The organism is Paraburkholderia acidicola, from assembly GCF_002362315.1.
Taxonomy (GTDB): Bacteria; Pseudomonadota; Gammaproteobacteria; order Burkholderiales; family Burkholderiaceae; genus Paraburkholderia; species Paraburkholderia acidicola.
The window spans coordinates 1,379,799-1,392,624 of sequence record NZ_MTZV01000004.1 but is presented as its reverse complement, the minus strand read 5'-3'; the positions used below and the strand labels follow the sequence as shown (position 1 = coordinate 1,392,624).

7 protein-coding genes and 1 pseudogene are annotated in these 12,826 nt (G+C 59.5%); 5 read left to right on the top strand and 3 right to left on the bottom strand.

The window, feature by feature from the left end:
• Window positions 1–29: 29 nt before the first annotated feature.
• A complete protein-coding gene (locus tag BWP39_RS16550) occupies window positions 30–191 on the top strand; it encodes a transposase (protein ID WP_096721892.1) in 162 nt (53 codons plus the stop codon).
• Between the two features lie 211 nt (window positions 192–402).
• On the opposite strand, the gene BWP39_RS16545 is transcribed toward BWP39_RS16550, so the two are convergent.
• From BWP39_RS16545 to BWP39_RS32680, 3 genes and pseudogenes are all read right to left on the bottom strand, one after another.
• Complete coding sequence (locus BWP39_RS16545) at window positions 403–2,067, bottom strand: restriction endonuclease subunit S domain-containing protein (protein WP_096721890.1); 1,665 nt, start codon at window positions 2,065–2,067, stop codon at window positions 403–405.
• A 1-nt stretch (window position 2,068) separates the two neighbouring features.
• Complete coding sequence (locus BWP39_RS16540; protein WP_096721888.1) at window positions 2,069–2,269, bottom strand: hypothetical protein; 201 nt, start codon at window positions 2,267–2,269, stop codon at window positions 2,069–2,071.
• Between the two features lie 136 nt (window positions 2,270–2,405).
• Window positions 2,406–2,522 (bottom strand): annotated as a pseudogene (locus BWP39_RS32680) (DUF932 domain-containing protein); the annotation flags it as partial.
• Between the two features lie 410 nt (window positions 2,523–2,932).
• Between BWP39_RS32680 and tssF the strand changes: the two are divergent.
• The 4 genes from tssF to BWP39_RS16510 all read left to right on the top strand — a co-directional run bounded on the left by tssF (window position 2,933) and on the right by BWP39_RS16510 (window position 12,092).
• Complete coding sequence (tssF, locus tag BWP39_RS16525) at window positions 2,933–4,750, top strand: type VI secretion system baseplate subunit TssF (RefSeq protein WP_096721886.1); 1,818 nt, start codon at window positions 2,933–2,935, stop codon at window positions 4,748–4,750.
• A gap of 172 nt (window positions 4,751–4,922) precedes the next feature.
• Window positions 4,923–7,040 (top strand): type VI secretion system Vgr family protein, encoded by a 2,118-nt coding sequence (locus BWP39_RS16520; protein ID WP_096721884.1) that lies wholly within the window; start codon window positions 4,923–4,925, stop codon window positions 7,038–7,040.
• 14 nt (window positions 7,041–7,054) lie between these two features.
• The gene (locus BWP39_RS16515; protein ID WP_096721882.1) at window positions 7,055–7,477 is read left to right on the top strand and encodes a DcrB-related protein; all 423 of its coding nucleotides are present in this window, start codon (window positions 7,055–7,057) and stop codon (window positions 7,475–7,477) included.
• 7 nt (window positions 7,478–7,484) lie between these two features.
• A complete protein-coding gene (locus BWP39_RS16510) occupies window positions 7,485–12,092 on the top strand; it encodes a DUF6531 domain-containing protein (RefSeq protein WP_096721880.1) in 4,608 nt (1,535 codons plus the stop codon).
• Window positions 12,093–12,826: the final 734 nt, after the last annotated feature.

Genomic DNA, 12,826 nt, shown 5'->3' with positions numbered 1-12,826 from the left:
AGCATCGTGCCCACTAAATACGTGGACACGTGAACACTATCGAAGAAGAAGTGCCGCTTGGTCGGCGTCGGCGCTATAGCGTGGAGTTCAAGGCCCACGTGGTTGCAGCCTGCCAAGGGCCAGGGGTGTCGCTTGCGGCCATCGCGTTCCTCCACAAGCTGAACGCGAATCTGTTGCGACGTTGGGTATAGGGCCGGCGCCGGTTAAGCGTGAAACTTCTTGATGGCCCAAGGCCCCGGCCACTGTATGACGGCAGCCCGATTCCACTTGTTTAGGTCGAGGCCCACCGCCTACCCTCTCGGCTCAAGGACAGGCGGTGGGGCAAAGCCCGAGTCCGAGCTGATTTATGCGATTCGCACGAAAGTGCCTGGCAGCATAGGAACGACTGTGGGTACATATGTTTTAAGTTGCCGCAATTGCATTGGCAAAAATCCGGGCACGTTCTTCTTCCAAACGCTGGATTTCACGCGTTCTATCGTTAATGGCTCGAAGTGCATCTTTGGCCGCGACGCAAGCGCGCTCTGAAGGACGCGGAACGACAAGTCCGCCGAGGTCCGAGAGTCGGATGTTACGGGCCGTACTTCCAGTGACGATTTGTCGAAGACGTTCTGCTCCGATGCCACTCTTGAAAAAGAGATACAGTGTTTCCGAGTAATTCGCAGATTTCGGACGCAATATGAGGCAGGAGCTCGGCACGAATACACGACCAGCATACGTCTCTTCAACAAGTCCCATTGCACCGACCGCCCCTTTCGCCACCATGACTATGTCGCCGGGCTGGAGGTCCGCAACTGTGTCAGATATCCTGGTTTGTTCAGTGTCGGGAGTTTCGTCTTGTGTTGTTTCGACAAAGCGAACGTACGGGAACGCGCGACCTATGCTTTCGGTGGTCAGGCTAGCGCCCAAGCCTCGTGAGTCCACGAGCATCGACGAGGGACGAAAGATATCCACCAGTTCGCGGAGTGGTGCTCCGTTGTTGGCACCTTCTTCCGCTGACTGGGAACTTTTAAGCAGCATGCGCGGGAGGAGTGAGCCACTGCGAGTAATTTTTTCGCAAGTAAGTGTGCGCTTGGTATCGGTATCCGCGACGCGGCCGTCGATGCCATCGAATATGCAACGGGCGAGGGTGCGACTCGACTCAACCTCAATTCTCCGACCGCGCCCCCTAGTGGCCAAAGTTGGACGTTCAGGTAACGCCATGACTAACACAGACGCGTCGGCAGACGGCTCTCCTGAGAGTCGGAGAATCAGCAGAGAATACTGGTGGGTTGCAAGCGGCGTCACGCCACTGGGAAGTTCGAGTACCGCTTCTAAACGTCCTGAGGTTAGAAGTTCACTCCGAAAATCAGCCGCCTTTCCAGTGCGGTAGAGCAAAGAGCTTGGTACAAGCGCAATAAGCCGCCGAATACTTGAGCCAACGGCCGAAATAACCGCACGAAGGTCTTCGCTGGCCGCATAAGGAAGCTGTTTTGCATGCAAACCACCTGAAACACCGGGAATAAGCGGAAATGTCGCTATTGCGACGTCGTTATCGACATCCGCTTTTGAGACCCGCTCAATCGGCAAAAATCCATTGGACTTAACGCCCACCACGTCCTCCGCCCCTCCGACGACGGTCCAGGTGGCAGCACGGGTGATTTCGGCGCACAGCGCCGGAATGTCGGACCCAGAGCAATACTGCTCGACCGAGACGCCAGCGCTGCTCAATCGACATGCCGCAAGGCAAAGAGGGTCTTGAAGGACAACCGCACGCGGATGTGCACCTTCTATGACCAGGTCAGTCAGGAGCTGCGCGATATCCGGCGTCAGCGAAGCCTCCCCCCGACGTCTAGCTGTGTCCGAAACCGAAATCCAATCAAGAATTTCGGTAAGTTGCGGCTCCACCTGTTCTCGAATCGCCTGCAAGTCCTCCGGGAAGATGGGCAACGTATTTGACACGGCCAAATCGCCCCGGTGCGAGTCAGCGAGCATTGACAGCGCAGCTTCATATGCATCGGGAACACCGTGGTCACGCAGGGTCACCACGAAGTCCCGGAATACGGCGGTTGGACTCAAAGGACGATTCATCTCAGTTGCGCACCATATGCGAGCTTTTGAACGACCCTTCTGGGTACGGCCGCGTATCCAACGTGACATGAAAATCAAGCTTCACCGGAGGCAAGTTCAGAGGGTGCAGCGCCAGTACCGTAGCGATGGCAACGAAAATCGACCGCCGGGACTGGCGTGACTTGCGCTCGATGGACTCTTCTGCTCGCGTCAGATTTTTCATGGTCTTCGGGGTTCAGAGATTTGATTGAAAAATCATGACATGATTTATATGTAACTGGCAAGCGCCATTTGTGTGCTTCGAAAGCGATGGCTCAGTTCAGAGCGTGGCCGGGCCGGATAACGTCATGGACATGGATTCAGGCAACCAGCTTCATCGCCTCGTCCCGGGCTCGCTGCTTGATCGCGAAACCGGTACCGAACCAGGCGGCGTTGCGCCGGTGATCGTCGCTACGCGCGTGGCGGTGGTGAGCCACCGCTGGTTTGCTCTCCCATCGTCGACCGTTGTGGGGCACTGGTGGGCGATCTGCAGTCGCGAACGCGCGAAGCTCGGCATCGATCGCATGCATCAGGTTGAGGCGGAACGCGGCGGCCGGTGCGCTTCCCGAGTCTACGTGAACAGCTCGACGAGGCTGGAATGGGAATGCGCACACGGTCATCGGTGGCTCGCGACGCCCAATACGATCACGCAGGGCCACTGGTGCGCGCGCTGCTATTTCACGAGAATCACCGCGACGGAAAAAAACGCGCCGCAAGCGTCGACAGATGCCGGTCAGGGCCCGAGCGTTTCGCATAGACCGCTCCGCAACAGGCGCCGGTTACAATTACCGGCCGTTACCCTTGAAACTCGGGAACATGCCTTGAATACTCCGAAGCGAGCGTACTGATGGAGCCGGAAAACCTGCTGCCGTATTACGAACGGGAACTCGGACTACTGCGCGCGTCAATGCAGGGCTTTGCCGGGCAGTTTCCAAAAATCGCAGCGCGCCTGAGCATTGCGGGCGAGCACTCGGACGATCCGCACATCCAGCGGATGCTGGAGAGTGCGGCACTGATGAACGCGGGAATCGCAGCCCGACTCGAGGACGATGTGCCGGAGTTCACTCGCGCGTTGATAGAGTCGATGCATGGCGCGTTCTTGAGACCTTTACCGGCCTGCGCCATCGCCCAGTTTCAACCACGAACGCAGACCAAAACGCTCGCCATTGCGCGTGGCGCACTGTTCACGACGCCTGGTGATCAATTCAGGTTCTATTCGACTGCCGATGTAACGCTCGCGCCGCTTGTAATTTCAGCGGTGCGCCACGGACCGTCGACACTTGCACCGACCGACGCACGACTACCGGGCGACACGACCGGGTTACTGTCAATCACGCTCGCTCCCTCTTCGCCCAAGGCGAGCCTGTCGGAGGCGCCGGGCAAGGTGAGGCTTTATCTGGCCGGTCAACGCGAAATTGCCGCGGCGCTTGCCGACAGTGTGCTGCTAGGCGCCACGCAGGCATTTGTCGAGCCGGACGGCACGGGGCGCTGGAAAAAGCTGCCGCAAATACCACTCACGGGCGTTGGATTTAACGAGGCGGACCGCGTGATGCCCGGTCCGGACGCGGACACCGCGACGATCGCGCCGATTCACCTCCTGATGGAGTACTGCGCGTTTCCCGAGCAGTTCGATTTCCTCGATCTGGACATGGCGCAACTCAGACGGAGCGCGGGACCGTGCAGCCGGATCACGCTCCATCTGGCCATCGCCGGCGTGCATCCAGACTCGGCCATGGGCCAGCGGCTTGCATCGGTATCTGAGGAACACCTGCAGCTGTTCTGCACGCCGGTGGTCAACCTGTTTCCGCACGATGCGGTGCCGGTCGAGACGGCTCCCGGTGTCGCCTCCTACCCGGTCGTGCCATTCGAAGCCGCGCCGGGTACGCAGGTCTGGTCGGTGGAGGGAGTGCAACAGCAGATCCGGGAGGACCATGCCGTCATGCCGCCCTTTCACTCTCTGCAGCATGGTTCGATCGTCTCAGGACGGGAATCGACCTGGATGGTACGCCGTGGCGGTGAGTTACCGCTGTCTGGCCGGCCCGGTGACCGGCCAGAGCTGATACTCGTCCAGCACAACGGCCAGCCCGCCGACGCGGGGAAGCAGAAACTGGCGATCGATCTCCTGTGCACCAACGGAGACCTGCCGGCTGGTCGCCCGTACGGCGCTCCGGGTGGCGACCTCGCGCTGAAGAACGACGTGGCGAAGTGTCCGATCGTCCTGTTGCGCCGGCCGACGAGAAGTCATTGGCCAAAATTCAGCCACGGCGAGCTATGGAAGCTCCTGTCCCTGTTCGTGCCACATCCGACCCGGCTGGGACCTGAGGGTATCGACGAGATCCGGCAGGCGTGCCGACGCTTCGCGACCCGTTCTGGCGCAAATGGACGAGTGTTCGACGCTTTCGTCTCGCTGGCCGTCAAACGCGTCACACGATGGATTCCGCTCAAACCGCTCCCAGGGTTTGTGCACGGGCTGGAAGTGACATTGATACTGGACGAAACGCTATTCGTCGAACGCAGTGTGGCCACCCTGATTCAGGTAATGGACCGGTTTTTTGCGCCCTACGCATCGGCAAACAGCTTCGTGCAACTGGTGACGATATCCGCGTCGACGGGGGAGTTAATCCGGCGTTGTCCGCCTCGGACCGGTCTTACCCCTTTAATATGACATAGCTGCTGAAAACTCCCGCGATTTGCAAAATCTGGTTAATAGACTGTCGTGACCTTTCGTTTTACTCAATGTTGTCCTACATTAACGGCTCCGTATATCCGGGCTGTTTAATCGGCCGCCCGGTGAAATCTGGAAGCACGACGCACCGGCGTCTGAAAGGGATTGAACCATGAGTTTCGGCTCCAGTAACGATGCGTCGGGCGGCAGCCCGCTGGGCATAGGCAGTGCACTTGGTGGAGTGGGCTCACTCGCTTCGGGTCTCGCCAGTCACCTGGGTCCTCTGGGAGCGCTGGCCGGCCAGATCAACACCATGCAGCGCGCGGTCCAGCTGGCGCACACGGGCTTTTCACTGCTTGGTAAAACGCCCGAATCAATCGCCGGCGCTATCAACAGCGCGGCTGGCGGTCCTGCCCGACTGACACAGCAAAACCGCTACATCACGCTCGAAACGCCACTTGGGCCCGACGTACTGCTGGTCAGCGCGGCGGTCATTGATGAACACGTCAATGCGTTGCCGACGATGCACCTCGACCTGCTGGCGCACAAGCACGACCTGTCGGGAGACGATCTGATCGGCCAGAGGGTGAAGGTCAAGCTGGACCATCAGACCAAGCAGTCGGCACTTGGGCAAATCATCGCATCAAGCCCGAACGAGGACGACCTCCGGTACTTCGACGGTTATGTCATGTCATTCGACCGCGTCGGCAACCCGGGCAAGGTTACGCAATACCAGATGACGGTCGTACCCTGGTTTGCGCTACTGACGCGCTCGACTGATTGCCGGATTTTCCAGAACTCGACCGCGCGCGAAATCCTGACGCAGATATTCCAGGAACACGGATTTTCCGATTTCTCTTTTGACCTGCGGATCACGCACAAGCCAATCGAATATATCGTGATGTACCAGGAGTCGTACTACAACTTCTGTGCACGGTTGATGGAGCAGGAAGGACTGATCTGGACGCACCGATACGAGAAAGACAAGCATATTCTCGCGATCGGGGACATGAACTACCTGTTTCAGCCGATCGACGGTCTCAAGACGCTGCAGTACTCCACCAGCGACGCCAGCAAGCTCAACAACTGCATTGACCGGCTCAACGAGAGCCGTCACTTTGGTGTTGGCAAGGTTACGTTCCAGGACTTCAACCACGAGAATCCATCGTCGCCATTGATGATGGTCAACGCCTCGCCGCAAAACAGCAAACATGCCCTGCTGGATCAGACAGAGCGCTACGAACATCAGTCGCTGTACGATCACGGCGACGACGGCAACCGTTACGCGCGTTACTCGATGGAAGCGGAAGAAGCACAGGCCCACCGGTACACAGGAAGTGGTTACGCAAGGCGACTGACTACGGCCGGTACAACGACCGTGACCGGTCACCCCGTGGAAGCGAACAACCAGGAATACGTGTTCCTGCAGGTGCGGCACGAGGTGGTGAACGACTACACACAGCACGCTGCCGAGTTACCGTACCGCAATACCTTCGTCTGCCTGCCGAAGAAGATCCCGTACCGTGCTGAAAGGCAGACACCGAAACCGATTGTTCATGGCACACAGTCGGCGATCGTGGTCGGGCCCAAGGGCGAGCAGATCCATACCAACGGTAGCTGCGTGAAGGTGCATTTCATCTGGGACCGTCGCGGCAAGATGGACGGTTCGGACTCCATGTGGATACGCATCTCGCAACCGTGGGCGGGCGACGGCTGGGGAGCGGCCGCGATTCCCCGGATCGGGCAGGAAGTCAACGTGAGCTTCAATCAGGGAGATCCTGATAACCCGATTATCATCGGCCGCGTCTATAACGGGGACCAGGGCAATCCGTATCACGGCGCAGGCGGCCAGACGATGGGGATCAAGAGTCAGACTCACAAGGGTGAGGGCTCGAACGAGATGCTGATGAGCGACGTGAACGGTGCGCAGATGCTCTACATGCACGCGCAGAAGGACATGCACACCGTGGTTCAGGACGGACAAAAGACGCAGGTCTTGAAAGGCAATCGGACCATCGAGGTCGGCAAGGGCGATCACAAGACGACGGTGTCGGTTGGCAATCTCTCCGATGTCGTCACGCAGGGCGACACGCTGCACCAGACACCGCAGGGCATACACACGCTCGAGGCAAAGGAGCTATGGATCAAGGTCGGGGGCGATGGCGGTACGGTACTGCACATGACGAAGAACGTCATTGAACTGTACAAGGGCGGTTCGTTGATTTACCTCGATGACAAAAGTATTAACGTACAGGCCGCCCGCACGGACATCAATCCGAAGAACAAGTAACAGGGATAACGAACATGTACCAGATGCACGAAGGCACACTGGCGCTGCCGGTCGAGTGGCAGGACAAGACGATGAATGTGTTCGTGTCGGCAGCGACGGGAACCGAAGGCGTGAGCTTCGTGATTACGCGCGAGCGCATGCCATGGGGGATGAAATTCGACGAGTACATCGCGAGCGAAATCCGCAAGGTGGCAAAGCAGGTGCCGGAGTATGCCGTGGTACTGAACGAAGAGACGACTGTGTCCGGGCGCGCTGCGCGGGTGCATGAGTACACGTGGACCAACAATCACGCCCCGATTCAACAGCGGTTGACGATGGTCGAGTACGGCCAGGTCGTGCTTATGCTCACCTTTACGGCGCCCGGCACGATGAGCGAGTCGCAACGCCAGCTGATGCAGGAAGTGATCTCGAGCCTGAAACTCGTCGAACCCGCCTGAGGCGACGATGTCAGACACGCCGAACTACGACGAGCCGAGCGGTAGCGCCGAGGACCGACTGGAGAGTATCCAGCATCTGGAGGACGGTGACGCGGCCAAGGCCGCCGAGCAGCCGTTCTACGGGCACGTCAACGATGCGATGTTGGGTGCCGATGTCGGCATGACGGCGGTTGAGGGTGCAAGTGCGGGGCTAGGCGCCGCGGGAACCGCATTGCTTGGCGGGGCAAGCGGCTCTGCTGCGTTGGGTGCCGGCGCTATCGCGGCTGGTACCGTCCTGCTACCGGTGTCGATCGCGATTGGCGGCGCCTATGCGATGCAGAAGTTAGGCGTGACCGACTGGCTATCGAATGAATTTGTGTCCGCCGGTGACTGGCTCGGATTGAGCATCGGACGTGGTGACCCGCATCCCGCTTGTGTCGGAGACAAGGTAGCGCATTCGAGCGGGTTTATGGGCATCCTGGTCGGCATCGCGGTCGGGGTTGCGATCGGCGCGGCAGTGGCCGCAACTGTCGCCACGGGCGGCCTGGCCGGTGCGCTGATCGTTGGCGCGTGCATGGCTGGCGGCCTGACCTTGGGCAGCGCACTCGCTTCGGCAAGCCAGTCCCTGGGAACCAATTGCGGCGAGATCAAGACCGGCTCGGATGACGTGTATTTTGAGGGAAAGAAGGTAGCGCGCGTCACAGATCTGGTGGCCTGCGAACATCACTCGGATATGCCGCAGCCGATCGTCGATGGCAGCAAGACGATTTTCGTCAATGACTTACCGCTTGCCCGGATCGGCCACGAAACACATTGCAGCGGCAAGATCAACTCCGGGCGCAACAGCATCTGGATCGACAAGACGACCGTGCAGTATGGCCCGAAAAATCCGGAACTGACGGCCGCGCAAGAGTTTCTCGCGGGCCTTCTGGGGGCAATTATTGGAGCTGGAATCGGAAAGTTCGCGGGTAGCAGAGTCCGTGAAAGATTCCGGTCAACAGAATCGGCGGAGCGCGGTGGCGTCAAGGACGAAACGCGGCCGACATGCAAGGATCCGGTTGATCCAGTGTCGGGTGAGGTGCTGGAAATTCGCACCGATCTTGCGATTCCCGGCGTGTTGCCACTGGAACTGAAGCGGCGTTACCGCACCCGTTCGGATGATCACGGCTTGCTGGGCGAACGCTGGTCGGACAACTGGTCGCAGCGTTTGACTATCGAAGCAGGCCGGTTCGTCCGTTTTCACGATGGCGCAGGGCTGGTTATCGGTTTTGATGCACCTGAAATGGCGCTCGACGGCATCAACCTGCGCGAGCCCCGCTACCGGCTCATCGGGAGCCGGCTTGAGCCGCGTGTCCTCGATCGCGATACACGGAAGCTGTTGATCTTCGCACCGCTTCAGGAAGGTCGGGCGTCGCGCCTCGAGCGCATCCAGGACTTGGACGGGAACGCGATCGTGTTCGGGTACGACGTCGACCACCGGCTCTCCACGCTCGCCCACACGGACGGCTACCGGCTTGACGTCCAGTATCACAGTGGTCAACGTTCGCCCGAACGGATTGTGCTTCACGACACCGAGGGCGGAACGCGTACGCTTGTCGAATACCGTTACCAGAGCGGGATGCTCGCCGCAGTGGCAAGTTTCCAGTTCGGTCTGTTCCGTTACGAGTACAACACGCACGGCTGGATGACACGCTGGCGCGACACCGACCAGACCGACGTGCATTATCTGTACGACGACGAAGGTCGCGTCATCGAGACGGGTACGCAACAGGGCTATCACACAGGCCGCTTCGTCTACGAACATCGCCGCACACGCGTGTCCGGTGCCGATGGTGAGTGGATCTACGAATACAACGATGAAGGCCTTGCGATTGCAGAAACCGATCCACTCGGTCACTGCACGCGGTCCGAGTGGGAGCTCGGCCGGTTGATCGCACAGATCGATCCACTCGGGCGCCGCACTGAATACCGCTACGATGATCGTGGGCAGTTGACCTCGGTCGCTGAAAAGTCGGGAAGGACTATCCGGCTTGCGTATGACGACGAGCAGCGCCTCACTGGGGCGATCCTGCCTGGCGGCGGTCAGATCAAGCTCGAATACGACCATCTGCGCCGGCTAATCGCGCGCACCGAGCCGGACGGCGCGAAGACAGCTTATCGTTACGGGCTACGCGGCGAACTACTGCGCGTCATTCAGGGGAACCGCGAGACACGTCTCGACTACGACGACCGGTTGCGCCTCACGGACATCGTATTGCCTGGCGGTGCACGATTCCAGCGCAAGGTCGACGTGCTTGGCCGCGTGCTCGAGGAAACCTCACCTGACGGACACCTGACCCGCTTCGACTATGCCGATGGTCTGGACAATCCGCGTGGCCTGCTGAGGGCCGTCACACGCCCGGACGGATCCGTGTCGCGCACGCGATACAACGGCGAAGGGTTGCCGGTGGAATGGATCGATTCGCTCGGGCGATCGACCCAGAAGACTTATGGCCCGTTCGATCTGGTGACGGCTTCGATTGATGAGGCTGGCCACGCAACCCGCTTCGAGTACGACCACGCGACCCGGCTCACGAAGGTAATCAACGCCCTCAGTGAATCGTACGAGTACCGGTACGACGCGGCTGGCCACCTTGTGTCGGAGGTCGACTGGGGTGGCCGCGCCACGCATTACGAACGGGACGCCGTTGGACAGCTGCTTGCGAAGACCCTGCCCGACGGTGGTCAGTGGCGTTACACGTACGACACCTACGATCGAGTGACTGGGGTCGACGCCGGCGATGTGCGGCTTGTCTATCGCTACGACGCTGGAGGTCGGCTAGCAACGGCGGAAGTGCAAGGCGAAGAATCCCATGTGACGCACTTCGCGTACGACGCAAACGGGCGCCTCATCGGCGAGGATCAGCACGGAGCGCTGCTACTGCACGTCTACGACGCCGACGGACAGCGGACCCAGCGGCTCACGCCGCGACGGGCAACAGCGTATGCGTACGATGCCCTGGGTGCGTTGACACAGGTGGCCGGGCTCACGATCCAACGCGATGGTCTGGGTAGAGAAACTGGCAGGCAGGCAGGCGACTTCGTCGCGCAGCAGCAATACGACGCTTTGGGAAGAATTCGCCGGCAGATCGCCGGCCCGGCGGCGGCCTTCGAAGCATTGCAGACCAACCCTGTGTACGCGCTCGAACAGCTGAGCCGGCAGGTGTATCACTACGACACAGTGGGGCAACTGGAACGGGTCGAAACCGACGCAGACACGCTGACCTACCAGCGCGACGCGCGCGATCAGATCATCTCTGCCGGCAGCACGCTGCGACCAGCTGAACACTTCCGCTACGACGCGGCGATGAATATCGTTGCGCACGGTCAGCAGGCGCCCGTCGATGCACATCGGTATGCTCGAGGCGGCTTGCCGGAACAGGTCGGCCATGCGCGTTACCGGTATGACGCCCGTGGTCGCACCATCGAGAAGACGGTCGACCAACCCGGGTTCCGGCCCAGAACCTGGCGCTACACATGGGATGGTCTTAACCGGCTCGTCAAAGCCGTGACGCCGGATCGGGGCGTGTGGGTCTATCGCTACGATGCGCTGAACCGGCGGGTCGAGAAACGGCAGGTCGGCGCCGGCGAATCGGTGAAATTCCTGTGGGATGGTCCCACGCTCGCGGAACGTTGGATCGAGAAGCGGGACGGTACGACGGGTCAGGTGGTCACCTGGCATATCGAACCGGGTAGCTTCACGCCATTTGCGCAGGAAACGGACAAAGGGCTTTATCCGATTCTGGCAGATCAGGCCGGCTTGCCGAAGGCTGTGTTCGACGAAAGCGGTGAGCAGGTGTGGCGGGCGGCGTACTCCGTATGGGGCAAACTGCTACCGGCGAGGCGTGCCGCGAACGACGATGACGATGCAGGAATCGATACGACGCTCCGTTTCCCGGGCCAATGGGCGGACGACGAGACCGGGCTGAACTACAACCTGAACCGATACTACGACCCAGAGTCGGGACAATACCTCAGCCCGGATCCGATTGCACTCAAGGGAGGGTTGCGGACGCAGAGCTACGTGGACGACCCGTCTCAGTATGGAGATCCGTTAGGTCTCGCTGTTTGTGCCCTTCGATACGAACGCTATAAGGCATTCCGCGACGCTGGATTTTCAGCCGAGGATGCCGCAAAGCTATCGAAAGGCATGCACGAAGGGTATTTCGCCTCGCTTATGGGGGAAAGAGGCCCTAAGTATTACGACAAGCCGGATGCGACCCTTGGGGCCAAGGGATATGCGACATGGCTGGCCCCCACGGAAGATTATGCAGGGGTAACCAATCGGGCTGCGGCTGTAACAGCAACCGGCAAGGCCCCTGGTGTCTTGGAATCTTTCCGGACCGGCAAACCAATGTATGGCATCGCAGTTCCAAAGGATGCCGTTGATGTCCGACCGCCCGTGGAAACAGATGGAGGAGCCAACGAACACTGGCGCCCTGGCGGCTATACTGGTGTCCAGAATTCAACAACTGGCGACTGGACGAGTAGCGGCGTGAGGGAAGTTGTGACACAGGGTGGGCAGCCAATGCCGCCAGGATCAGTATTCTTTGAGCTGAATCCTGACGGAAGCTGGACTCCCATAAGGAGATTTTGATGGCATGCGAGAAATGTCGTAGTTTCGGCGGCACCAGCTCAAATTACGAGTATCTGGGGATCAACGTTGAGAGGCACGCGGAGTTGTACCGGTGCAAGAATTGTGGACAGCTACTGGAGATCGTTGCGGAAGCCCGCGCTCCCTATTTTCTAACTCTGGAAGAGGCGAAGGAGCATTTCCCTGACGCTCAAAAAGCACTTGCGCATCTTCCTCAACAGGGTTGACGAGATGCCTCATGTGTCCCGACGCGCACTTTGTGTGCTTGGCGTCAACGTAAGTAAGTGTTCGTGACCACATCACCTGCCGAGTCGCCCCGACATTTGCTCCCTAGGTGGTCAACGGATAACGGTGCAGATCTGAACTCGCGGGCCCGAACCTACACTGGCGTAGAGGCTTCGACGAAGAGAATGAACAGGCAGCGGAGTTCGGCAAGTGGTCAGCGAGGGCGGCAATCCAGCGCAGCCGCGGTCGGTTTCCTTTCTGATTAATCCAGATGGGAGCTGAACTTCGATTAAGGGATTCTGATGACGTGCCCTCAATGCTTAGGGTTTCCTGTTCCAACGTCCAATTTCGACGAAGTGGCCATGGACACGACGATGCAAGCCGAATTATGTCGGTGTCGGACCTGCAGGCAGTTGATCAAGATCTATGCTCTTGAAAGAGGGGTCTACTACATATCCCAAGAGGAAGCCAAAGCGGAATTCCCCGGATTCGATGTGTGACACGGCAACAGT